The 22556-nt window shown below is 72.3% G+C and carries 20 protein-coding genes; 11 read left to right on the top strand and 9 right to left on the bottom strand.

The features are described 5' to 3' along the window. The first annotated feature begins 75 nt into the window (after positions 1 to 75). From CW359_RS07735 to CW359_RS07695, 8 genes are all read left to right on the top strand, one after another. On the top strand, positions 76 to 837 hold the full coding sequence (locus CW359_RS07735) for an SDR family oxidoreductase (RefSeq protein ID WP_105969029.1): 762 nt from the start codon (positions 76 to 78) through the stop codon (positions 835 to 837). A gap of 7 nt (positions 838 to 844) precedes the next feature. Then, positions 845 to 3496, top strand: coding sequence for a pyruvate dehydrogenase (acetyl-transferring), homodimeric type (gene aceE / locus CW359_RS07730; RefSeq protein ID WP_105969028.1), 2652 nt, complete (start codon positions 845 to 847; stop codon positions 3494 to 3496). After that, positions 3493 to 4275, top strand: coding sequence for a methyltransferase (locus tag CW359_RS07725; protein WP_232838278.1), 783 nt, complete (start codon positions 3493 to 3495; stop codon positions 4273 to 4275). Before aceE ends, CW359_RS07725 begins: the two co-directional genes overlap by 4 nt. 78 nt (positions 4276 to 4353) lie before the next feature. Then, a complete protein-coding gene (locus tag CW359_RS07720; protein ID WP_105969027.1) occupies positions 4354 to 4851 on the top strand; it encodes an Ohr family peroxiredoxin in 498 nt (165 codons plus the stop codon). A gap of 270 nt (positions 4852 to 5121) precedes the next feature. Then, positions 5122 to 6345 carry an NAD(P)/FAD-dependent oxidoreductase gene (locus CW359_RS07710; RefSeq protein ID WP_105969025.1) on the top strand — a complete coding sequence of 408 codons (1224 nt, stop codon included), beginning with the start codon at positions 5122 to 5124 and terminating at the stop codon, positions 6343 to 6345. Between the two features lie 96 nt (positions 6346 to 6441). Further along, a complete protein-coding gene (locus CW359_RS07705) occupies positions 6442 to 8172 on the top strand; it encodes an L-aspartate oxidase (RefSeq protein WP_105969024.1) in 1731 nt (576 codons plus the stop codon). Positions 8173 to 8284: 112 nt separating this feature from the next. Next, positions 8285 to 9031: an SDR family oxidoreductase gene (locus CW359_RS07700; RefSeq protein ID WP_105969023.1), complete on the top strand. Its 747-nt coding sequence runs from the start codon at positions 8285 to 8287 to the stop codon at positions 9029 to 9031. Positions 9032 to 9121: 90 nt separating this feature from the next. Next, a complete protein-coding gene (locus CW359_RS07695) occupies positions 9122 to 9337 on the top strand; it encodes a hypothetical protein (RefSeq protein WP_105969022.1) in 216 nt (71 codons plus the stop codon). Here CW359_RS07695 and CW359_RS07690 read toward each other — a convergent pair. The 6 genes from CW359_RS07690 to CW359_RS07665 form a co-directional block, all read right to left on the bottom strand. After that, a complete protein-coding gene (locus CW359_RS07690; RefSeq protein WP_105969021.1) occupies positions 9334 to 12105 on the bottom strand; it encodes a helix-turn-helix transcriptional regulator in 2772 nt (923 codons plus the stop codon). The genes CW359_RS07695 and CW359_RS07690 overlap by 4 nt on opposite strands. 181 nt (positions 12106 to 12286) lie before the next feature. Next, the gene (locus CW359_RS07685; protein WP_105969020.1) at positions 12287 to 13225 is read right to left on the bottom strand and encodes a hypothetical protein; all 939 of its coding nucleotides are present in this window, start codon (positions 13223 to 13225) and stop codon (positions 12287 to 12289) included. Further along, the gene (locus CW359_RS07680) at positions 13222 to 13710 is read right to left on the bottom strand and encodes a hypothetical protein (protein WP_105969019.1); all 489 of its coding nucleotides are present in this window, start codon (positions 13708 to 13710) and stop codon (positions 13222 to 13224) included. Before CW359_RS07680 ends, CW359_RS07685 begins: the two co-directional genes overlap by 4 nt. Beyond that, on the bottom strand, positions 13707 to 14936 hold the full coding sequence (locus CW359_RS07675; protein ID WP_105969018.1) for a macrolide family glycosyltransferase: 1230 nt from the start codon (positions 14934 to 14936) through the stop codon (positions 13707 to 13709). The genes CW359_RS07680 and CW359_RS07675 overlap by 4 nt, the downstream gene beginning before the upstream one ends. Continuing rightward, a complete protein-coding gene (locus tag CW359_RS07670) occupies positions 14933 to 15913 on the bottom strand; it encodes a patatin-like phospholipase family protein (protein ID WP_232838277.1) in 981 nt (326 codons plus the stop codon). The genes CW359_RS07675 and CW359_RS07670 overlap by 4 nt, the downstream gene beginning before the upstream one ends. Before the next feature lie 109 nt (positions 15914 to 16022). Continuing rightward, on the bottom strand, positions 16023 to 16973 hold the full coding sequence (locus CW359_RS07665; protein ID WP_105969016.1) for an alpha/beta hydrolase: 951 nt from the start codon (positions 16971 to 16973) through the stop codon (positions 16023 to 16025). A gap of 221 nt (positions 16974 to 17194) precedes the next feature. Here CW359_RS07665 and CW359_RS07660 point away from each other — a divergent pair, with 221 nt between their 5' ends. Continuing rightward, complete coding sequence (locus tag CW359_RS07660; RefSeq protein ID WP_105969015.1) at positions 17195 to 17884, top strand: sigma-70 family RNA polymerase sigma factor; 690 nt, start codon at positions 17195 to 17197, stop codon at positions 17882 to 17884. Positions 17885 to 17905: 21 nt separating this feature from the next. On the opposite strand, the gene qcrB is transcribed toward CW359_RS07660, so the two are convergent. Both qcrB and CW359_RS07650 read right to left on the bottom strand, forming a co-directional pair. Further along, positions 17906 to 19555, bottom strand: coding sequence for a cytochrome bc1 complex cytochrome b subunit (gene qcrB, locus CW359_RS07655; protein WP_105969014.1), 1650 nt, complete (start codon positions 19553 to 19555; stop codon positions 17906 to 17908). Between the two features lie 75 nt (positions 19556 to 19630). Continuing rightward, the gene (locus CW359_RS07650; RefSeq protein ID WP_105969013.1) at positions 19631 to 19924 is read right to left on the bottom strand and encodes a WhiB family transcriptional regulator; all 294 of its coding nucleotides are present in this window, start codon (positions 19922 to 19924) and stop codon (positions 19631 to 19633) included. A 208-nt stretch (positions 19925 to 20132) separates the two neighbouring features. On the opposite strand from CW359_RS07650, the gene CW359_RS07645 reads away from it, so the two are divergent. Further along, a complete protein-coding gene (locus tag CW359_RS07645; RefSeq protein WP_105969012.1) occupies positions 20133 to 20972 on the top strand; it encodes a sigma-70 family RNA polymerase sigma factor family protein in 840 nt (279 codons plus the stop codon). 9 nt (positions 20973 to 20981) lie between these two features. Here the strand turns inward: CW359_RS07645 and CW359_RS07640 are convergent, their stop codons facing one another. After that, positions 20982 to 21908 carry a sigma-70 family RNA polymerase sigma factor gene (locus tag CW359_RS07640; protein ID WP_232838276.1) on the bottom strand — a complete coding sequence of 309 codons (927 nt, stop codon included), beginning with the start codon at positions 21906 to 21908 and terminating at the stop codon, positions 20982 to 20984. Positions 21909 to 22119: 211 nt separating this feature from the next. On the opposite strand from CW359_RS07640, the gene CW359_RS07635 reads away from it, so the two are divergent. Next, positions 22120 to 22554: a hypothetical protein gene (locus tag CW359_RS07635; RefSeq protein WP_105969010.1), complete on the top strand. Its 435-nt coding sequence runs from the start codon at positions 22120 to 22122 to the stop codon at positions 22552 to 22554. The last annotated feature ends 2 nt before the right edge of the window (positions 22555 to 22556 follow it).

Here is a 22556-nt window from a genome sequence, read left to right as displayed (position 1 = left end):
CCCGTCGGTGTCACAACAGTGGTGCGTGGTCTGTCGTATGGAACAGGAGAGATCGAGCAGGGAAAGGGGATCCAGATGAAGGTAGTTGTCGCGGGAGCCACCGGGCGGATCGGCTCCAGGACGGTCGCGCGGCTCCGGGACCACGGTGTGGAGGTCGTGCCCGTGTCCCGTCGGCACGGTGTCGACGTCCTCACCGGGGACGGGCTCGACGAGGCGCTGCGCGGGGCCGGGGTGCTGGTGGACGTCACGGACGCGCCCGACCGGATCCAGGGGGCCAGAGGGCTGCAGTTCTTCCGTGCCGCCACGACCAACCTGTTGGCGGCGGCGGTCGCGGCCGGGGTGGAGCACCATGTGGTCCTCTCCGCCGTGGGAGCCGACCGGCTGTGGTCGGACTACTTCCGGGCGAAGCTGCTCCAGGAGGACATGGTGCGCAGTTCGCCCGTCCCGCACTCGATCGTGCGGGCGACGCCGTTCTTCGAGTCCGTCGCGGCGATGGTCGAGAAGAACACCGTGTACGACCGTGTGCACGTCGCTCCGGTGCTCGCCGCTCCCGTGTCGACGGAGGACGTCGCTGTCGCCGTCGCCCATGTCGCCGTGGATCTCCCGCAGTTCGGTGTGGTCGAGGTCGCCGGTCCCGAGGTGCGGCAGCTCGACGAGCTGGCGGGCGAGGTGCTGACCGCCCGCGGCGACAGCCGAGTTGTCGTCCCGGACGCTCAAGCCCGTTATTGCGGGGCCGAGTTGCGGGAGCGGACCCTGGTGCCCGGCTGCGACGCCCGCGTCGGGCACGTGACGTTCGCCGAGTGGCTCGCGCGGCCCGTCGTCCACGCCCAGGGGTGAGCGGGTCATGAGCGAACTCGACCAACTCCCCGACCGTGACGCGGAGGAGACCGCCGAATGGCAGGCGTCGCTCGACGCGGTCATCCGGCACACGGGCCCCGAACGCGCGGTGTACCTGCTGCGGCGCGTCCACGAGTACGCGGCCAGGTCCGGGCTCGCCCTGCCGGGCCTGCTCTCCTCGGACTACATCAACACGATCCCGGCGGCGTCCCAGCCGGACTACCCCGGCGATCTCGCCATGGAGTCCCGGATCACCGCGCTGAACCGGTGGAACGCCGCCGCGATGGTGACCCGCGGTTCGCGCCTCGGCCTGGGCGGCCACATCGCGACGTACGCCTCGGCGGCCTGGCTCTACGAGGTCGGGTTCAACCACTTCTTCAAGGGCAAGGACGGCGACGGTTCCGGGGACCAGCTGTATCTCCAGGGACACGCCTCGCCCGGCATCTACGCCCGGGTGTTCCTGGAGGGGCGGCTGAGCGCGGCGCAACTGGACGGTTTCCGGCGGGAGGCGGACGGTCACGGGCTGCCCTCGTATCCGCATCCCCGGCGGCTGCCGTGGCTGTGGGAGTTCCCGACCGTGTCGATGGGGCTCGGCCCGCTCGCCGCCGTCTACCAGGCCAGGTTCAACCGCTATCTGCTCAACCGGGGCATCAAGGACACGTCCGGCTCCCGGGTGTGGGCCTTCCTGGGCGACGGCGAGGTGGACGAGCCCGAGTCGACGGCCGCGCTGGAACTGGCCGCCCGCGAGGGCCTCGACAACCTCACCTTCGTCGTCAACTGCAACCTCCAGCGGCTGGACGGTCCGGTGCGGTCCAACTCCAAGATCGTGCAGGAGCTGGAGGCCCGGTTCCGGGGTGCGGGCTGGCAGGTCGTGAAGGCCCTCTGGGGCGCGGCCTGGGACCCGGTGCTGCGGCAGGACACGGACGGCTCCCTCGTCCGGCGGCTCGGCGAGACCCCCGACGCCCAGCTCCAGACGTACGCCGCACGGGACGCCGCCTACATCCGCAAGCACTTCTTCGTCGGCGACGAACTGTCCCACCTGGCCGCGGGCCTGAGCGACATCCAGCTCACCGACCTGTTCGCCGGCTCCCGGGGCGGCCACGAACCCCTCAAGGTGCACGCCGCGTACCGGGCCGCCGTCGAGCACGAGGGGCAGCCGACCGTCGTCCTCGCCCAGACGGTGAAGGGCCACACGCTGGGCTCGGCGTTCGAGTCCCGCAACGCCAACCACCAGATGAAGAAGCTGACGGCGGCCCAGTTCCGCGAGCTGCGCGACACCCTCGAACTCCCTATCCCCGACAGCGCGTTGACCGGCGACCTGGTCCCGTACTGGCACCCGGGCGAGGACTCGGACGAGGTGCGCTACCTCCACGAGCGGCGCACGGCGCTGGCCGGTCCCGTACCGGTCCGGCGCGTGACGGCCAAGCCACTCCCCCAGCCGCCCGCCGCCCCCTTCGAAGCCCTCGTCAAGGGCTTCGGCAATCAGGAGGTGGCCACCACCATGGCGCTGGTCCGGCTGGTCAAGGACCTGATGCGGGTCGAGGGGACGGGCCCGCGCTGGGTGCCGATCATCCCCGACGAGGCACGGACCTTCGGCATGGAGTCCCTCTTCCCGACGGCCGGGATCTACTCGCCGAAGGGCCAGACCTACGAACCGGTCGACGTCGACCAACTGCTGCACTACCGCGAGGCCACGGACGGCCAGCTCATCGACGAGGGCATCACCGAGGCCGGTTCCATGGCCGAGTTCACGGCCGCCGCGACCTCGTACGCCACCCACGGCGAACCCATGATCCCCTTCTACATCTTCTACGCCATGTTCGGCTTCCAGCGCACGGGCGACCAGTTCTGGGCCCTCGCCGACCAGCTGGGGCGCGGCTTCGTCATCGGCGCGACGGCGGGCCGTACGACGATGACCGGCGAGGGCCTCCAGCACGCCGACGGCCACTCCCATCTGCTGGCCTCCACCAATCCGGCGGCCGTGAGCTACGACCCGGCCTTCGCGTACGAGATCGCCGTGATCGTCCGCGAGGGGCTGCGCCGGATGTACGGCGACCGGCCCGAGGACGTCTTCTACTACCTGACCGTCTACAACGAGCCCGAGCGGCAGCCGCCGATGCCGGCCGGACCGTCGGTCGAGGAGGGCATCCTCCGGGGCATCTACCGCTTCCGGCCGGCCGAACCGTACGACGTCGGACCACGCGTCCAGCTGCTGGCCTCCGGTACGGCCATCCACTGGGCCCTCAAGGCGCAGGAACTCCTCCTGGCCCGGTGGGGAGTGCACGCCGACGTCTGGTCGGTGACGTCCTGGACGGAGCTGCGCCGCGACGCCCTGTGCGCCGACCGGGCGCGGCTGCGGGGCGAGGAGCGCGTCCCGTATGTGACGGCCGCGCTCTCCGGTGCCCCGGGGCCCGTGCTGGCGGTCAGCGACTGGATGCGGCAGGTGCCCGACCAGATCAGCCAGTGGGTCGAGCAGGACTACTCGTCGCTGGGCACGGACGGCTTCGGCCTGTCGGACACCCGTGACGCCGTACGCCGTTACTTCCACGTGGACGCCGATTCGATCGTCACAGCCGCCCTGGACCGGCTGGCGCGGGCCGGCGCGGTCGACCCGGAGTCGGTGGTGCGGGCGCGCGACGGCCAGGACCGGCGGGGGTGAACGCCGTGCTGGACATGCGCCCTTCCCCGGCGCACGCGGAGGAGTTGGACGCCTACGCGGTCAGTGCCGAGTTCTACGACGTCCTGCAAGCGGACTCCGACGCCGCGCGCGTGCGCCGGTGGTACGGCGCCGCGGTGCGGAGGGCCCGGCTCGGTGTGCTGGACGTCGGCGCGGGCACCGGGCGGGTCACGCTGATGAGCCTGGTGGAGTCGCGGGTCCCCGTGCACGCCGTGGAGCCCAGCCGGGCCATGCGCTCCCCGCTGATGACCCGGCTCGCGGCGCTGCCCGCCGGTCTGCGGGCGCGGGTCACCGTGCACCCGCACCGGCTCGACGAGGCCGGGCCGCACGGGGCCGGACTGGGCGGGGTCGCCGATGTCGCCGTGTGCCACAACACGGTCGCCTGCCTCCACCCGGAGTCACGGCGTGCCCTGTGGCCGGCCGTCGCCGGAGCCCTCGTACCCGGAGGCGTGCTGCTCGTCCAACTGCCGCCCGCGCGGCTCCCGTACCGCGAGACCACGCACGACCTGCCCGCCCAGTGGATCGGACGGCACGAGTACGGCGGGCGGGTCGTGGCGTCGGCCGACGGGGACCGGATCCGGACCCGCTTCGACTACTGGGTGCGGGGCGAGGGCGGGGTGCTGCGGGAGCACCACGAGACGTTCTGGATGTGGCCCGCCGCTCGCGGGAGGGTGATCGGGGAACTGGCGTCGGCCGGCTTCGCGCCGCTGCCGGGGCGGACCGATCCGGCCGTGCTGGCGGTGCGGCTCGTACGGGGGTGAGCGGTGGGTGTCACACGGGAGGGGACTCGCCGGTCAACTGGCTGTCCGGGGCTCCTCCTACCCGAAGGTGCGTGCAAGGTGACCGAGCAGAGTCCGCTGCCCGAGCTGTCCACCGAGATGGACTTCGGCGGCGAGTCCTTCGCCCCCATCTACACCACGACGGTGACGGTGAGCGGCGGCACGGCGAGCCACGGGCGGGCGTCGGGCCGGGCCCGCTCGGCCGACGGAGCCCTGGATCTCCATCTGCGGATGCCCGCCGAACTGGGCGGCGACGGCCAGGGCACCAACCCCGAGCAACTGTTCGCCGCCGGTTTCGCCGCCTGCTACCACGGGGCGCTGAGCCTGGTGGCCCGGCAGGTGCCGCTCGACCCCACCGAGATCTCCGTGCGGGCGACGGTCGCCTTCGGGCGGGACCCGGCGGACGGCGGCTATCTGCTGCGCATCGACCTGGTGGTCCAGTGGCCCGGCGTCGATCCCGAGGTCGCCGCCCCGCTCCTGGAGAGGGCGGACTCGCTGTGCCCGTACGCGAAAATGGCCTGGCAGGGTACGCCGACGACGATCACGTTGGCTCCCTAGGTCCTGTCGTCAAATTCCCGTCGTCGCCCGTAGGGCGGCTCCGCGGCGTCCGGTGCGTGCTCTCGGCGTGCCGGGTGCAAGCCCTCGTACTGGTGGTACGTGGGCTTGTGCCCGGTGCGGCGAGTGGGGGTCCCCCCTCTGGGGGAGCGTGCCGGACGCCGCGGAGCAGGCGGGAATTTGACGACAGGACCTAGCTCCGTCCGCTGTCACACGGCGGGGCGCTGCGCGGTCTCTTGGGTGTCCCACGCCGCATCCGAGACGAGGAACCCCGTGAACACTTTCGTGATCGTCGGTGGCGGTCTGGCCGCGGGCAAGGCCGCGGAGGCGCTGCGGGAGCACGGCCACACCGGCCCGCTCGTCGTCATCGGCGACGAGGCGGACCGGCCGTACATCCGGCCGCCGCTGTCCAAGGGCTATCTGCTGGGCAAGGAGGAGCGCGACTCGATCTTCGTGCACCCCGACGGCTGGTACCGCGAGCACGACGTCGACCTGCTGCTGGACACGCGTGCGCGTGCGGTCGATCCCCGGGCACGGGTGGTGGAGCTGGCGGACGGCCGCCGGGTGCGGTACGACAAGCTGCTGCTGGCCACCGGCTCGTCCCCGCGTCGGCTGACCGTGCCGGGGGCGGATCTCGACAACGTGCTGTATCTGCGCCGGGTGGGCGACAGCGAGCGCCTCAAGGCGGCGTTCACGCCGGGGGCGCGGATCGTCGTGGTCGGCGCCGGGTGGATCGGGCTGGAGACCGCAGCCGCCGCCCGGCTCGCCGGTGCCGAGGTGACGGTGCTCAACCACTCGGCGCTGCCCCTGGAGAAGGTGCTCGGGCGGGAGGCCGCCGAGGTGTTCGCGGCGCTGCACGCCGAGCACGGTGTCGACGTACTGCCCCGCGTGGAGGTGGAGTCCCTCACCGGGACGGACGGGCGCGTGGACGGCGTACGGCTCGCCGACGGCAGGCTCCTGGCCGCCGACGCCGTGGTCGTGGGCGTCGGCATCACCCCGAACGTGCGGCTCGCCGAGGAGGCGGGTCTGGAGGTGCGGAACGGCATCGTCACCGACGAGCGGCTGCGGACCTCGGAGGCCGACATCTACGCGGCCGGGGACGTCGCCAACGCCTTCCACCCGCTGCTCGGCCGCCGGCTCCGCGTCGAGCACTGGGCCAACGCGCTGCGGCAGCCGGAGGTGGCGGCGCTCGGGATGCTCGGCAAGGACGCCGTGTACGACAGGCTGCCGTACTTCTACACGGACCAGTACGACCTCGGGATGGAGTACACGGGGTACACGGAGCCGGGCGCGTACGACCGGGTCGTCTTCCGTGGGGAGCGGTCCGAACGGCGGTTCGTGTGCTTCTGGATGGCGGGCAGACGGGCCCTGGCCGGGATGAGCGTCAACGTGTGGGACGTCATCGACCCGATCCGGGATCTGGTCGCCTCCGGAGCCGACCTCGACGACACGCGTCTCGCCGACCCGGACGTACCGCTGGACCGCGTCCTGTCGTGATGTCGCGCACAACGGTGTCATCGGCGGCACAGCGTGTCACAGATCCCCGGACGGACTGGTCGTACTCAGTGACAACCCCGGCGATCGGAGTGAACGGTGGCTATCGACGAACAACAACTCTCCACCACGGTGCTGGTCATCGGCACGGGAGGCGCCGGGCTGCGGGCGGCGATCGAACTGGCCGAGTCCGGCATCGACGTCCTCGCGGTCGGCAAGCGTCCCAAGGACGACGCCCACACGGCGCTCGCCGCCGGTGGGATCAACGCGGCCCTGGCCACCATGGACCCCGAGGACAGCTGGCAGCAGCACGCGGCCGACACGCTCAAGGAGAGCTATCTGCTGGCCGACCCGCGCACCGCCGAGATCGTCACCCAGGGCGCCGCCCGGGGCATCGACGACCTGGAGCGCTACGGCATGGCCTTCGCCCGGGAGGAGGACGGCCGGATCTCCCAGCGCTTCTTCGGCGCGCACACCTTCCGGCGCACCGCCTTCGCGGGCGACTACACCGGACTGGAGATCCAGCGCACGCTGATCAGGCGCGCGGAGCAGCTGCGCATTCCCGTGCTCGACGGGGTGTACATCACCCGGCTGCTGGTGCACGACGGCGCGGTGTTCGGCGCGTACGGCTTCGGCCTCCACGACGGCAAGCGGTACCTGATCCACGCGGACGCGGTCGTCCTGGCGGCGGGCGGTCACACCCGGATCTGGCGGCGTACCTCCTCGCGGCGCGACGAGAACACGGGGGACTCCTTCCGGCTGGCCGTGGAGGCGGGGGCGCGGCTGCGGGACGCGGAGCTGGTGCAGTTCCATCCGTCCGGGATCATCGAGCCGGAGAGCGCGGCCGGGACCCTGGTCAGCGAGGCGGCCCGGGGCGAGGGCGGCATCCTGCGCAACGCGCTCGGGGAGCGGTTCATGGCCCGCTACGACCCCGACCGCATGGAGCTGTCCACACGGGACCGGGTGGCGCTGGCCTCGTACACGGAGATCAAGGAGGGGCGCGGGACGCCGAAGGGCGGGGTGTGGCTCGACGTGTCCCATCTGCCCCGGCAGACGATCATGACGCGGCTCCCCCGCGTCTACCAGACCCTCCTCGACCTGCAGATGCTCGACATCACCCGCGAGCCGATCGAGATCGCCCCGACCGCCCACTACTCGATGGGCGGGGTGTGGGTGCGGCCGGAGGACCACAGCACGGACGTGCGCGGTCTGTACGCCATCGGGGAGGCGTCGAGCGGGCTGCACGGCGCGAACCGGCTCGGCGGGAACAGTCTCATCGAGCTGCTGGTGTTCGGCCGGATCACGGGGCAGGCGGCTGCCGCGTACTCGCGGTCGCTGACGGCGCAGCCCCGGTCGGCGGCGGCCGTCGCGCGGGCCCGGGCGGACATCGCCGACCTGCTCGCGGCCGACGGTCCTGAGAACGTCCGGGCGCTGCAGCGCGCCATCCGCGACACGATGACCGAGCACGCGGGTGTCGTACGCGACGAGGAGGGGCTGAGCGCCGGGCTGGCCGAGCTGTCCGTGATCGAGAAGCGGATGGAGGACGTCGGGGTGCACCCGGACATCGCCGGCTACCAGGACCTCGCCCACGCCTTCGACCTCAGGTCGGCCGCGCTGGCGGCCCGGGCCACCCTGGAAGCGGCCCTGGAGCGTCGTGAGACGCGGGGCTGCCACAACCGCAGCGACTACCCCGGGGCGGACCCCGCACTGCAGGTCAATCTCGTCTGGTCGCCGACGACCGGTATCACCCGGGAGAGCATTCCGGCCATCCCAGAGGAGATCTCCTCACTGATGGGGGATGTCTCCACCGAGGGAAAACTCGTCGAATGACGGAATTTCCCCGATCGCCGCGAAACCGGTGTCACAAGCGCGGCCACTGTCCTGTCTCTCCTAGTACACAGAGAACCTCTGGTACACAGAAAACCTCCGAAAGGATTCCGTCATGAAGGTCGTAGTCATCGGTGGAACCGGGCTCATCGGCTCGAAGGTGGTCGAGAAGCTCAACGCGCACGGCCACGAGGCGGTCGCGGCGGCGCCCAACACCGGCGTCAACACGCTGACGGGCGAGGGCCTGGCCGAGGTACTGGAGGGCGCGTCGGTCGTGGTCGACGTGTCCAACTCCCCCTCCTTCGCGGACGACGCCGTCATGGAGTTCTTCCGCACCTCCACGACCAACCTCCTCAAGGCGGAGACCGAGGCCGGGGTGACCCACCACGTGGCGCTGTCGGTGGTCGGCACCGAGCGGCTCCAGGACAGCGGCTACTTCCGCGCCAAGCAGGTCCAGGAGGAGCTGATCAAGGAGTCCGGGATTCCGTACTCCATCGTGCACGCGACCCAGTTCTTCGAGTTCATGAAGGGGATCGCGGACATGTCGACCGAGGGCGACACCGTGCGGCTGGCCCCGGTCAAGATCCAGCCCATCTACTCCGACGACGTGGCCGCGGCCGTCGGCCGCACCGCGGTCGGCGCCCCCGTGGGCGGCGTGGTGGAGATCGCCGGGCCGGACGTCTTCCAGCTCGACGAGCTGATCCGCAAGGGCCTCGCCGCCAAGGGCGACCCCCGAAAGGTCGTCACGGACCCGCACGCCCCCTACTCCGGCGCCGAGGTGCAGGAGTCCACGCTCGTCCCGGGGCCGGGCGCGCAGATCGCCGAGACCCGGTTCGCGGACTGGCTCGCGCAGCAGAAGTAGCCGGTCCCGCCGGTGGTCCCCCGCCGACGGGCGGGGGACCACATTCCGCCAGGAACACCGTCCACGAAGAACACGAGGAAATGGCTCGCCATGCCCGACCGGAGGGAATCGACGATTTCGGAGAACTCGGAGAACTCAGAGAAGTCGGAGAAGTCGGAGAACCGGGGAGAAATTCCGGCCACAGTCGTTTCACTGGCCGCCGAAGCCACCGAACTGGAGAACCGCGCCGACGAACTGCGCCGCGAACTCGTGGACGTCGACGAACGAATGCGGGAAATTACGGACGCCCTGCACCGGCTCGGTTAGGCCGGTGTCGCCTCGCCTTCGAGGCTCAGGGCGCGGATCTCCTTGCGGGAGGAGATGCCGAGCTTCGAGAACACCTTGCGCAGATGCCATTCGACGGTGTGCCTGCTGATGAAGAGCTGGACGCCGATCTCCGAGTTGGTGAGCCCCTCGCCGGCGAGCCGGGCGATCTGCGCCTCCTGCGCGGTGAGGGCGGCGGGCGTGGCGACGACGTGGTTGCGCACCTTCGCCCCGGTGGCCTGCAGTTCGCCGCGGGCGCGCTCGGCGAACGCCTCGGCGCCGATCTCGCCGAACAGGTCGTGGGCGGCGCCCAGTTGGGCGCGGGCGTCGACGCGGCGGTTCTCCCGGCGCAGCCACTCCCCGTACAGGAGGTGCGCGCGGGCCAGCTCGAACCGGACCCGGGTCCGCGCGAGCCGTTCGACCGCCTCGCGGTAGAGGCGCTCCGCGGTGTCGCCCTCGCTCAGGAGCGCCCGGGAGCGCGCCTCCACGCCGAGGGCCCAGTCCGTGCCGCTGGCCCTGGTCGCGACGGCGAGTTGGTCGAGCGCGGCGGTCGCCGGTTCGGGTGCGCCGCTGCGTACGGCGGCCTCGATCAGCTCGACCAGGCCCCAGCGCGGCGACGCGAACTCGCACGGGTACGCGGCTGCCTCCCGGGCCGCCTCCAGGGCTTCCGCGTACTGGCCGAGGCCGTTGCAGAGCACGGCGCGGTACCAGTGGCTGACGGTGACGGCGGCGCCCTGGCCGCGCGGTACGGCCTCGCTCATGATCGCGTCGATCAGCGTACGGGCCGCCTGCTCGCGGCCCTGCCAGGCGGCGAGGCCGAGCGGGAGTACGCGGGTCGGGTTGCTGCCGATCGCCGCGCACACCGTCGCGACCTCGTCGACCAGGGCCGCGACCGCCGTCAGCTCCCCGGCGAGGAGGTGCACGTGCGCGCGGGCTTCGAGCACGTCGGGCAGCGCGCTGAGCGCCCCCGCCCGGCGGGTGATCGTCAGATGGCGGGCCGCCAGCAGATGTCCGCGTTCGTCGTCCCACAGGTCGGCGGCGATCACCCCGGCGAGCCAGAGCCAGCGCAGCGCCTCCTGGACGGGGATGTCGTCGTCGCAGGAGGCTTCGAGGACGCGTTCCATCATCGGCACCGAGGCCGGGTAGCCGTCGGTGAGGCGCACGGCGACCGCGTCCAGGAGCAGGTCGGGCAGTCGTACCGGCCGCGGGGGCGGTGGTGCGCTCCGGGCCTCCTCGCCCACCTCGCGCAGTCCGGGCCCGTCGGCCAGGCGTCCGGCGAAGATCGCCGCCGCGACGGCGTCCAGGTAGGTGTCGCGGGCGAGTGCGGGATCGAGCCGCCCGAACCGGCGGGCGGCGGCGAGGAGCAGTGAGGGGGCCTCGCTGCCCCGGTTCTGGGCGAAGGCGATCCCGGCGTTGAGTACGTCGACCCGGGCGCGGCCCAGTTCGTCGAGGGGTCCGGCCTCCGCCGTGGTGAGCAGGGCCGCCGCCGGTTCGAAGGCGCCGGCCTGGAGTTTCGCCTGGGCGGCGTCGATCGCGCGCTGTGCCCGCAGGGCGGGTTCCTGGGTCAGGGTGGCCGCGCGCTGGAGGAAGGCGGCTGCGGCGGAGATGCCGCCTCGGGCCTGTGCGCGGCCCGCGGAGCGTTCCAGTTCGGCGGCCACCGTCTCGTCGGGGCCGGCTGCGGCGGCGGCCAGGTGCCAGGCGCGGCGGTCGGGGTCGAGGCGGGCGTCGGTCGCGTCGGCGAGCGCCTTGTGCGCCTCGCGCCGGTCCTTCGGGCTCGCCGCGCGATAGGCGGCCGAGCGCACCAGGGGGTGCCGGAAGCGCACCCAGGTGCCGAGGGTGATCAGCTCGGCCGCGTCGGCGTGCGACACGGCGGTGTCGACGTCGATGTCCAGCAGCCGGGCGGCCCGTCTGAGCAGGGTCACGTCGCCGATCGGCTCGGCGGCGGCGGTGAACAGCAGGCGCTGCGTCTCGGCCGGGAGGGCCTGGACGCGGTGCAGGAAGTCCTGCTCGATCTGGCTCGGCAGGGACTGGGCCTCGGGCCGTCCGAAGCCGCCCGCCATCTCGGCCGTGGTCAGGCGGCGGGGCAGTTCGAGCAGGGCCAGGGGGTTGCCGCGCGACTCGGCGACGATCCGGTCGCGCACCCGCTGGTCGAGGGGCCCGGTGACGACGGAGTCGAGAAGTGCGCGGGAGTCGCTCTCGGACAGCCCCGTCACGGCCAGCTCGGGCAGCCCGACGAGCGCCTCCCCGGTGCCGAGTTCACGGACGGCGAAGACCAGTGCCACCGGTTCCGCGAGCAGGCGCCGGGCGACGAACGCGAGGGTCAGCGCCGACGCCCGGTCGAGCCACTGGGCGTCGTCGACGAGGCAGACCAGCGGCTCGCCGCCACCGGCGTCCGCGATGAGGCTCAGGGCGGCCAGTCCCACGAGGAAGCGGTCGGGCGCGGCGCCCCCACGGAGCCCGAACGCCGTGCCCAGGGCGTCCCGTTGGGGCTCGGGCAGCTGGTCGAGACCGGCGAGCAGCGGGGCGCAGAGCTGGTGCAGTCCGGCGTAGGAGAGTTCCATCTCGGACTGGACGCCGCCGATCCTGACTGTGCGGCAGCCGGTGGCGCGGCCGAGGAAGTACCTCAGCAGGGCGGTCTTGCCGATGCCCGCCTCGCCGCGCAGGACGAGGACCCCGCTGCGGCGGGCGCGGGCGCCGGCCAGCAGGTCGTCGAGGGCCCGGCATTCGTGCTGCCTTCCGAGGAGTCCGGCTCCCGCACCGCTCCTCGCCATGGCAGCTCTCCTGTCCGACGCCCTTCGCTCGGTATCGTAATACGCCTCCGGATGGCCGCGCCGGTGTGCTTGAGAATGCAAGGACGGGCGGGTGTGACCGGCGAGGCCCGTCCCCGCGGGATTTCCGCGCCTTGCGGATGCCTTACAGACGCCTCTCCCCGTACCGCCCCGATACGGCTCGCTACGGTCGCGGGAGGTCCGTCTCCGCCGTCGTGCCCTGGTGGGCGCGGATGAGGGCGATCACCGTCTCGGTGGTGTGGTCGAGGTGGCTGCGGCCGTCGGGCAGCAGGCCCTCGGGACTGATGTAGCTGTGCGGACCGAGGTGGGTGGCGGGGTCGAGCCGGTGCACGGTGATCTTCCCGGCGCGGTCGGCCCGGTTCCAACCGCTGCGGCGGAAGAGGGGCCAGCGCTGCGGGAAGATCCAGGTGCCGACCCGTTCGATCCGGTCGCTCGCACTGGTGAGCCGGTGCACGTGTGCCGCGTGGGTGAGGTCGTTGGCGCCGTTGTGGAACCCGCCGAGAGTGATCACCACGACCGGGCAGCGCAGCCGGGCGTGCAGTTCGTCGACGGCGCCGGTGGCGACCTGGGCACCTCCGCTGTAGCCGAGCAGCACCACGGGGATGCCGCTGCCGGGCTCGTAACCGGCGAGCCGAAGCTGGGTGGCGATCTGGGAGCCGACCGCCCGGTTGTACAGGGGCCGGTAGCGGTGGTCGGCGGCGACGAAGACCTGCATGACGTTGTGCAGGAACAGCAGCAGCCCGATCCGGCGGCGCAGCAACGCCCACACGGGCCGGTCGGCGAGCGGATCGGCCAGCGGCGAGTACGGCTGCACCTGGCCCAGCACCCGCAGCTCCGGCGCCCCGGCGAGCACGGCCTTGACGAGCTGGCCGCCGTCCCGGGTGTCGCGGACCCGGCGTTTGCCGATGCCGTCGAGGTAGACGAGGTAGGCGGCCGGGGGCCGGTCGGGCGCCGCGCCCCGGGCGTAGGGGGTGCCCTCGGGGAGTTCGGTCACGGGGGCCCGCCAGCCCGCGCTGTAGGCGAGCACCTCGTAGCGGGCCAGCAGGGCTTCGGCGATGAGTGCCGGTCCGAGGAGGCAGGCCCAGAGCAGGAAGTCGTTCATACGATCGTCTCCGTGGGCCGGGTCGCGCTGAGCCGTACGACCAGCCGCCGAACGCCCTCCACGGTGACGCCGAGCCCGGCTCCCGCGAGGGCCACGCAGCCGGCGGCGCTCCACCAGCCGAGGCCGGTCGCGGTCGCCAGCGGGTCGGCGAGACCGGCGCCGACGCCCACGAAGACGACCAGGTGGAGGAAGGGCCCGAGCAGCGGGAACGCCAGTACGGCGGAGAGGACGAGGGGGGCGACCAGTCCTGGCGTCCACTCCAGGCCGCTGCCGGGTGGTGCGGAGGACAGGACCAGTTCGGCCAGGGTCCAGGCGGTGAGCGGCCACAGGGCGAACACCGTGGCCTCGACGAGCCCGGCGGCCACCAGGAGCCCGGCCACGAAGGTCCGGGACATGCCGGGCCTGCGGGAGACCAGCGGGACGATGCGCCCGGCGGCCTCCGACAGTCCGGCGATCAGCAGCAGGAGGAGGACGGGGGACGTCATCGGCCGGCCCCGCCCCGCCGGTCGACGGGCACCGGCCGCCGGTCCGGGCCGCCCGCCTTCGCGTACCGCTCCAGTTCGTCGGCGGCCCGCCGGTAGCCGCCCGCCTGGTGCTGGGCGGCCTTGAGGTCGCTCGCGGCGGCCCGGAACCCGGGCTCGTGGAGCAGCCGCCGGGCCAGCGCGCGGACGGTGCTCCGCCCGACGTCCTCGGTGCGCAGCGACAGACCGGCGCCGAGTTCGGCGACGCGCCGGGCGACCATGGGCTGGTCGGCGCCCTGCGGGACGACCAGCAGCGGGACCCCCGCATACAGGGCCTCGTTGACGCTGTTCATGCCGCCGTGGGTGACGAAGAGGGCCGCGCGGGCCAGCACCTCGGGCTGCGGTACGAAGCGGCGGGCGAGGACGTTGGCGGGCAGCGGGCCGAGCGCGTCGGGGTCGCTCTGGCCGGTGGACACGATCACGGTGCCGCCCAGCGGGGCGAGCGCGGTCGCGAAGGTGCGCAGGAGCTGCGGGTCGGCGTTGAACACCGTGCCCAGGGAGGCGTACAGGACCGGGTCCTGGAGCCGGTCGAAGGGGAAGGACGGATCGGCGGGGCGGGCGCCGATGCTCGGGCCGACGAAGCGGTAGGAGTCGTCGAAGTCCTCGGCTGCGGGCTGGAACTCCCGTGCGGTGTAGACGAGGTTGAGGGGCTGGCGGATGTCCGCCACGTCGAACAGGGGCAGCCCGCCGGTGGCGAAGCGCCGGCGCAGCTGCCACCGGGCCCGCAGATAGCCCTGGAGGCTGCGGGGCCGGCCGGCCGCGGCGGCCAGCAGGTCCCGGGAGGCGCGGGTGGGGCTCCGCACATGCCGGTTGAAGGCGAAGGTGGTGAACGACGAGACGGCCGGGATCCCGAGTTCACGGGCGGCGACGGCGCCCCACAGACAGGCGCTGTCGTGGACGATCACGTCGGGCCGTCCGGCCCGGAGGTCGTCGAGCACGGCGGGCAGCCGGCGGACGGTGGTGTTCGCGAGCGCCTCCATCCAGGTGAGCGGGGTCGGCGGGTCGGGGAAGGCCTGGTCGCCGCCCCGGTAGAGGTGCACGGTGCCGCCGACGGCCTCGATCTCGTCCCGGAACTCCGGCGAGGAGTGGTAGGTGACGGTGTGGCCGCGCCGGACGAGTTCGGCGACGACCGGCAGCGTCGGGTTGACATGGCCGTGCATACCGATGTTGAGGAACGCGATGGTGCTCACAGGCCGGCCTCCAAGGTGGACGAAGTGGTCGCCCCGCCGAGCGGGACGGATGCCGCCGGGTCGACCCGGTAGAGGCCAGGACCGCTGACGCGCAGACCGTCGAGGAAGCGCCCGGCCGTGTCGGAGGCGGTGCCGATCAGCCGCTGGGAGTGGCGGAAGTCCCAGGGGGCGGGCCAGGTCTCGATGCCGGTGGGGAGCACCACGGTCGGCAAGTGCCGGGACACTTCGTGCAGATCGCGCTCGATCTGGTGGCGCAACAGCAGCAGCCCGGCCCGGGAGGCGACCGCCCCGGCGCGTCGGCGCGGGTCGACCGGGCGCAGCGGCGAGGTCTCCGGCCCGGTCGCCACGACGACGACACTGGCGGCGCCCGCCTGCTGGGCGGCGAGTACAGGGACGTAGGCGACGACCCCGCCGTCGACGAGGGTGCGGCCTCCGCGCTCGACCGGCGGCAGCACCCCGGGGATGGCCGCGCTGGCCAGCAGCGCGGACTCCAGGTCTCCGCTGTCGAGCAGCACGGGGGCGCCGGTGACGAGGTCCATGGCCACGGCGGTGAAGGGGACGGCGAGTTGCTCGATCCGTTCGGGCAGCCCGGCCCGGGCGATCAGGCGGCGCAGGCCGCGGTCGGTGAAGATGCTGGTCCGTGAGGAGAGGTAGCCGAGCGGATACACCTCGCGGCGGCGCAGCTGGGTCCACACGTGGTCGAGCCAGGGTGCGGCCCGGTCGGGGTGGGCCGCCGCGATGGCTCCGTTGAGGGCGCCCACCGAGGTTCCGATGATCATGTCGGGGACGAAGCCGCGTTTCTCCAGCGCGTACCCGACACCGACGTGTGCCGCCCCGAGCACACCACCGGCGCCCACCACGACCGCCACGGGGCGGGGCAGGGAGTGCAGACCGGTCGGCTCCGGCTCGGTAGGCGCCGGGTGGCCGCCGAAGCCGAAGCGTTTCCATGGGGCCTGTCCTCGACGAGTGACCCTCACGATGATCAACCTTTCTCACCAGGGCGTTGAAGCGGTCGCGGCAGCTGAATCGCGGGTGGTTACGCAAGTAGGACCGGACTCCCGTCCGACCTGTGACACACCTTCCGGCTCACACGGTGTGGAGGGCGGTGCGCAGGGTGTGGATCGCCTGGTCCAGCGCGGCCGTGGCCGCCCGGGTGCCCCGGAGGGCGTCGAGCATCATGAAGTCGTGCGGGGCGCCGTTGACGCGGATGCTCACGGTGGGTACGTCGGCCTGGGTGAGCCTGCGGGCGTACGCCTCGCCCTCGTCCCGCAGTACGTCGCCGCCGTCGACGATGACGAGCGCGGGCGGCAGCCCCGCCAGCTCGGCCAGGCCGGCCCGCAGCGGTGAGGCGGTGATCTCCGCGCGCTGGGCCGGGTCGGTGGTGTAGCAGTCCCAGAACCAGGCCATGGCCCGCGCCGTGAGGTAGGGGCCGTCCGCGAACTCCCGGTAGCTCGCGGTGTCCTGGGCCGCGTCGGTGACCGGGTAGTACAGCGACTGGTGCACGAAGGTCACGTCCCCGCGCCGCTTGGCCAGCAGGGTGAGGGCCGCGGCCAGGTTGCCGCCCGCGCAGTCCCCGGCGACGGCCAGCCGGGCGGCGTCCAGGCCGGACGCCGCGCCCTGCCCGGTGATCCAGCGGGCCGTCGCGTAGGCCTGCTCCAGGGCGACCGGGTACCTGGCCTCGGGCGCCCGGTCGTACTCCACGAAGACGACGGCCGCACGCGCCCCGACGGCCAGCTCGCGCACCAGCCAGTCATGGGTGCCGGCGTTGCCCATGACCCAGCCCCCGCCGTGCAGGTACAGGACGACCGGCAGGGGCCCCGGGCAGCCGACGGGCCGCACGATCCGGACGGGTACGTCGCCTGTCCCGGCGGGCACCGTGAGCCACCGCTCCTCCACCTCGGGCCCGGCCACGGGCGCCGACTGCAGGGCGTCCAGGAACTTGCGGGCGCCCTCGGGGCCCAGCTCGTGCGGGAAGGGCGGGACGGACGTCGTGTCCGCGAGTTCCTGAGCCGCGGTCTCAAGAACGTGCTTCGTCATCACGGCACTCCTCGGGTCGGCGGGCATCACCCACGTCACCCGTATGACAGGGCACGTACCGAAGGTGTGACAGGCACCCGTGCCGGCGGCCCGGCCAGGGGTGTGCCGGGGCACGACCACGGGTCGTCCTACGGGTTCCACGGGGCGCGCTCGGGGACACCCGGGCGTGACGCTGGGAGCGCAGTCCCTGAGCCGTTGTCCCCGGAGCAGAGGAGCCGGTCGTGGACACGTATGCGCCCTCAGTCGGGCAGGGCCGCGAGGCAGCCGCTACGACGGCCGGCCCGGTCCTCGGTGACCTGGAAACCGCGACGTCGGTGTTCGTGCGCGCCAGACCCGGGCTGTTCCGGATCGCCAACCGGATCCTCGGCGACGCGAACGACGCCGAGGACGTCCTCCAGGAGGCGTGGCTGCGCTGGCAGCGCACGGACCGCGCGCTCGTCCTGAACCCGTCGGCGCTGCTCAGGACGACGACCGTCCGGCTGGCCCTGAACGTCGTCCAGTCCGCCTGGCGGCGCCGGGAGTCCTGCGCCAGCCCGTGGCTCCCGGACCTGCTGGACGACCGGGTGACCCCGGAGGCGGTGGCCGAGCGGCGGGACGCCGTCGAGCGGGCTGTGCTCCTGCTGATGGAGACACTGACGCCCAGGCAGCGCGCGGCCTATGTCCTGCGCGAGGGGTTCGGCTGTCCGTACGGGCGGATCTCCGAGGTGCTGGGGCTGAGCGCCGCCAACGCGCGGCAGCAGGTCGTCCGCGCCCAGCAGCGGCTCGTCTCCGGCCACCGCCGACAGCCCGTGGACTCGGTCGCGCACCGGCGGCTCGTCGAGACCTTCCTCGCGGCGGCCGGGACCGGTGACCTCACCGACCTGGAGCGGGTCCTCGCCGAGGCCGCGTCGGACACGGCCGGCGGGTACTGACGGTTCCCCCGCCCAGGGGTGTCAGCCCCGGTGTTCGCCGGTGATCTCCTGGTACTCCCGGTACTCCTGGGCGGTCGGCTTGGCGATCTGCGTGCCCTCGCCGTAGAGGCCGCGGCTGAGCCTGACGCGCAGCCGCCGGGCGAACCGCGCTCCGGCCTTCGGGCCGTCGCCGTTCGCGGAGGGACCGTTCGCGGAGGGACCCGGGCCGATCGGCTCGTACTGCTCGTGCCGGGTGAGGGCGTGGAGCTGTTCCCGGCCGAGCGGCTCGTGCACCTCGACGAACTCGCCGTGCGGCAGCCGTTTGACGATGCCGGTCTCGCGGCCGTGCAGCACCTTGTCCCGGTCCCGGCGCTGCAGGCCGAGGGCGAACCTCTTCGCCACCACGAAGGCCGCGACCGGCACGACGAACAGGCCGATACGGACCGCCCAGGTCACCGCGTTGACGGAGACATGGAGGCGGAGGGCGATGATGTCGTTCGCGGCGCCGATCAGCGCCACCAGGTAGAAGCTGAGCCACGCGACCCCGAGTGCCGTCCGCACCGGCCGGTTGCGCGGCCGGTCGAGAAGGTGCTGGTCGCGGTCGTCGCCGGTCACCCAGGCCTCGATGAACGGGTAGGCGCCCAGGGCGAGGAAGAAACCGACGCCCGCCAGCAGCGGGATCAGGTTGTCCAGGGCCAGGGTGTGGCCCCCGAGGGTGACCTCCCAGCCCGGCATGACCCGCAGCAGCCCGTCCGCCACGCCCATGTACCAGTCGGGCTGCGACCCGGCCGAGACCTGGTCGGGGCGGTAAGGGCCGTACAGCCAGACGGGGTTGATCTGTGCGAGGGCCGCCATCACGAAGACGACACCGGAGACCAGGAAGAAGAACCCCGCGGATTTCAGGGCCTTTACCTTCGGCGGCAGGCCCACGGCGTTCCTGTTGTTCCGTCCCGGACCCGGGTAGCGCGTGTGCCGGTGCAGCAGGACCAGGATCAGATGGGCGATCAGGAGCCCCACCATCAGCGCCGGGATGATCAGTACGTGGATCGTGTTGAAGCGGGCCACCAGGTCCTCGCCGGGGAACTCGCCGCCGAAGAGGAACATCGACAGGTAGGTGCCGACGATCGGGATCGACAGGATGGTGCCGTTCACGACGGCGAGTCCCGTGCCGGACAGCAGGTCGTCCGGGAGGTCGTAGCCCGTCAGGCCGCCGAACATGCCGAGGACCAGCAGCAGGAAACCGAACGTCCAGTTGAGTTCGCGGGGCTTGCGGAAGGCGCCGGTGAAGAACACCCGCATCATGTGCGCGAGCATCGCGGCGACGAACACGAGCGCCGCCCAGTGGTGGGCCTGCCGGATCAGCAGTCCGCCCCGGACGTCGAAGGAGATGTGCATCGTCGAGTCGAACGCCTCCGACACCAACTGTCCCCGGAGCGGCTCGTAACTGCCCTGGTACTCGACCTGTGCCATGGAGGGGTGGAAGTACAGCGTCAGATAGACGCCGGTCACGACGATGACGACGAAACTGTAGAGGCATATCTCGCCCAGCAGGAACGACCAGTGGTCCGGGAACGCCTTCCGCGCTTTCGCCCGGACCGAGCCGGGAACACCGAGGCGTCCGCCGAACCATTCGGCGACCTTTTCGCCCTTGGCCGCCGGCCGTACGTCGTTTTCCGGAATCCCGTCAGCCATGCCTCTGCCACCATTCATGAATCGCCGAAAGAGCCCGTGAAGGGCACGAGGAGAAGAAGGAACACGGCCGGCCCGTCACGCCGCCGAGGTGACCGTTTCGCCGGTCCGGCACAGTCCGCGGCGCCGCATCGCACGGCGTTCGCTCTCCGTCGTACCGCCCCAGATTCCTTCCACGTGCCCCACGTACAGGGCCCAGTTGAGGCACTGCTCCTCGACGGGGCAGCGATGGCAGACCGCTTTCGCCTCGTCGACCTGGGTGAGCGTCAGGCCGCTTGTTCCGATGGGGAAGAACAGATCGGGGTCGTCGACGCGCAGACAGGCCGCACGTTCGCGCCATCGCACGGCATAGTCGCCTCGGTCAGCAGCCATGGGGAATCAGTCCTCCGGAGTTCGTCGTTCGGCAGGAGGCCCCGAGACGCGATCATGGATTTTCTCCGCTCCACGGGAATTCGCGGGGGCTGTCAGATGAGACCGGGCAAGCGCCGCGGGTGTGACACTCCCGCCCGTGTCACAAGGTCCCCGGGTGTCCGGTCAATCGGACGGAGCCGGGAAACGGTTCGGAGAGAAGGGCCACTGCATGGACCATGCCGACGCGGTGCCGATCGCGGAACTGCTCGACGAGCGGCGGTATCTCCTGGACGTCGCCTACTGGATGCTGGGCAGTCCGGGCGGCGCGGAGCGGGTCGTCGAGGAGACCTACCGCCGGTGGTACGCGCTGACCGACGCCGAGCGCCATCGCATCACCGCGCCCCGGTCCTGGCTCGCGAAGACCGCGGGCGGGATCTGCCTGGGCCGGCTCGCCCTCCCGCGCGCGGGCACGCCGGAGGTCGCCGGGGCGCGGCTGGAGGAGGAGGTCGGCCGGGTGCTGCTGCACGCGCTGAACCTGCTGTCCCCGGCCGAGCGGGCCGCGTTCGTGCTCAACGACGTCTTCGGGCTGGCACCGGAGGCGGTCGCCGACGTCGTGGGGCGGACGGAACCGGAGTGCGCCGAACTGGCCGACCGGGCCCGCCTCAGTCTGCGGCTGCGGCGCTCCCGGCCCACGACACCGGCCGAACAGGACGCCGTCGTCCGCGCCGTACGCCGGGCCTGCGCGGGCGGGGACGCCGAGTCGCTGGCGTCACTGCTGTGCGCGGACGCCACCGCGTTCTTCGACGGCGGCGGCAAGGTGCGGGCCCTGACCAGGCCCGTGCACGGCAACCGGCGGATCGCGCGGAGTCTGCTGACGCTCCTGGCCGACCGCCCGCGCACCACGGTGACCACGCACGCCGTCAACGGCGGTACGGGCCTTGTCGTCCGCTACGGCGGGCAGGTCGCCGCCGTCATCAGCCTCGACATCGCCGGCCGGCACGTCGCCCAGGTCTGGGTCGTCCTCAACCCCGACAAGCTCCGCTCCTGGAACCGGCCGACCGGCACCTGACAGCGCCGGTCACACACCGCCCGCCCCGGCGATTCCGGGCGCCGCGAAGCGGGCGCGCGAACCGAGGAACGCGGCGATCTTGTCCGGGCTGAACACCCACATCAGCTGGTGGATGCCCGCCTCCGAGGCCGCCATGGTCATGAACGCGATGGCCCGGCCCTCCCGCCGCACCAGCACGCCCGTGGAGCCGTTCGCCTGGACCAGCGCGGGCTCCGCGTCCCGCCACAGCCTCGGATACGTCACCATCTTGGCCACCCGCGCCCGGCCCAGCACCGGGATGCGCGCACAGCCCCGCATGCCGTTGCCGTCGGACAGGCTGACGGTGTCGGGGGTGAGCAGGGCCTCCAGGGACGCCACGTCCCCGGTCCTGGCCGCCGCGACGAAGACACTGAGCAGCCGCCGGTGCTCCGCCGTGTCCACGCTCCCCCGCTGCTCCTCCGAAAGGTGCTTGCGGGCCCGGCTCACGATCTTCCGTACGTTGACGAGGCTGAGCTGGAGGATCTGGGCTATCTCCGGATAGGCGTAGTCGAAGGCCTCGCGCAGGACGTACGCGGCGCGTTCGGCGGGGCTCAGTCTCTCCAGCACCAGCAGCAGGGCCAGTTCGAGGGCCTCGGCGCGCTGTGCGCCCAGCTCCGGGTCCGCGCTGGTGTCGACGGGTTCGGGCAGCCACGGCCCGATGTACGTCTCCCTGCGCACCCGCGCCGACTGGGCGACGTTGATGGCCAGCCGGGTCGTGGCGCTGGAGAGGAAGGCGACCGGGCTGAGCACCACGGACCGGTCGGTCCGCTGCCAGCGCAGCCACACCTCCTGGACGACGTCCTCGGCCTCCACCGCGCTGCCGAGCACCCGGTAGGCGATTCCGAAGAGCCGGCTGCGGTGCCGCACGAAGACGGCGACTGCGTCCTCAAGGTCACCCTCTTCCCTGTCACTCGTCATGGGGGACGGTTCGGCATCCATGGTCCAGCGGTCTCCGTTCCTCCGGTGGTCTGCTCCTCTAGACCGGGCGGAGGCCGTTTCTGTGACACTGCCGGGACAACATGTGTTCTCCGGACACACCGTGTGGGTGCGTCCGTTGGTAAACTGCGGGATCCGTCTGGGGCCTTACGCGTCAGAGCGAGTCACCGAGAGGAAGACGAGGTAGCCATCCATGGCCTCCCCAAGAGCGAACAGCATCGAGGTCACCGCTGAGAGCCTCCAGGAGGACCTGGCCCGGCTGCGCATCCAGAAACAGGCGCTGGAAAGGGAGTTGGCCGCGGTCGTGGCCCATCTCGGCTCGGTGCAGCGGACCCTCACCGCCCTCCAGCCCCTGATCCACGAGCAGCCGACACCGGCCGGCGAGCCCACGGAGACGGACACGGAGACGGACGGGCAGAAGTCGTACGGCAGGCTGACGGAACAGATCATGGAGTACTTCGCCGGTATCGGCGACGTCGAGGTGCGGGCCCGCGATGTGGCGGCGGCCCTCGGCCGGGACACCGACAGCGGCACCATCAACGCCGTGCGCAGCACCCTCGACCGGCTGGTCGGCGCCTCCCGGGTGCGGCGGGCGGGCCGGGGCCTGTACCGCGCGGGACGGTCATAGCC

It is taken from the genome of Streptomyces geranii, assembly GCF_002954775.1.
In the GTDB taxonomy this organism is placed as follows: domain Bacteria; phylum Actinomycetota; class Actinomycetes; order Streptomycetales; family Streptomycetaceae; genus Streptomyces; species Streptomyces geranii.
This window is presented reverse-complemented; position numbering and strand designations above follow the sequence as displayed.

Coding starts and splice junctions, on each gene's coding strand:
- aceE (WP_105969028.1), top strand. CDS start 845: ATGAGCGAACTCGACCAACTCCCCGACCGTGACGCGGAGGAGACCGCC.
- CW359_RS07700 (WP_105969023.1), top strand. CDS start 8,285: ATGAAGGTCGTAGTCATCGGTGGAACCGGGCTCATCGGCTCGAAGGTG.
- CW359_RS07735 (WP_105969029.1), top strand. CDS start 76: ATGAAGGTAGTTGTCGCGGGAGCCACCGGGCGGATCGGCTCCAGGACG.
- CW359_RS07695 (WP_105969022.1), top strand. CDS start 9,122: ATGCCCGACCGGAGGGAATCGACGATTTCGGAGAACTCGGAGAACTCA.
- CW359_RS07650 (WP_105969013.1), bottom strand. CDS start 19,924: ATGGCTGCTGACCGAGGCGACTATGCCGTGCGATGGCGCGAACGTGCG.
- CW359_RS07665 (WP_105969016.1), bottom strand. CDS start 16,973: ATGACGAAGCACGTTCTTGAGACCGCGGCTCAGGAACTCGCGGACACG.
- CW359_RS07680 (WP_105969019.1), bottom strand. CDS start 13,710: ATGACGTCCCCCGTCCTCCTCCTGCTGCTGATCGCCGGACTGTCGGAG.
- CW359_RS07645 (WP_105969012.1), top strand. CDS start 20,133: ATGGACCATGCCGACGCGGTGCCGATCGCGGAACTGCTCGACGAGCGG.
- qcrB (WP_105969014.1), bottom strand. CDS start 19,555: ATGGCTGACGGGATTCCGGAAAACGACGTACGGCCGGCGGCCAAGGGC.
- CW359_RS07635 (WP_105969010.1), top strand. CDS start 22,120: ATGGCCTCCCCAAGAGCGAACAGCATCGAGGTCACCGCTGAGAGCCTC.
- CW359_RS07685 (WP_105969020.1), bottom strand. CDS start 13,225: ATGAACGACTTCCTGCTCTGGGCCTGCCTCCTCGGACCGGCACTCATC.
- CW359_RS07690 (WP_105969021.1), bottom strand. CDS start 12,105: ATGGCGAGGAGCGGTGCGGGAGCCGGACTCCTCGGAAGGCAGCACGAA.
- CW359_RS07640 (WP_232838276.1), bottom strand. CDS start 21,908: ATGACGAGTGACAGGGAAGAGGGTGACCTTGAGGACGCAGTCGCCGTC.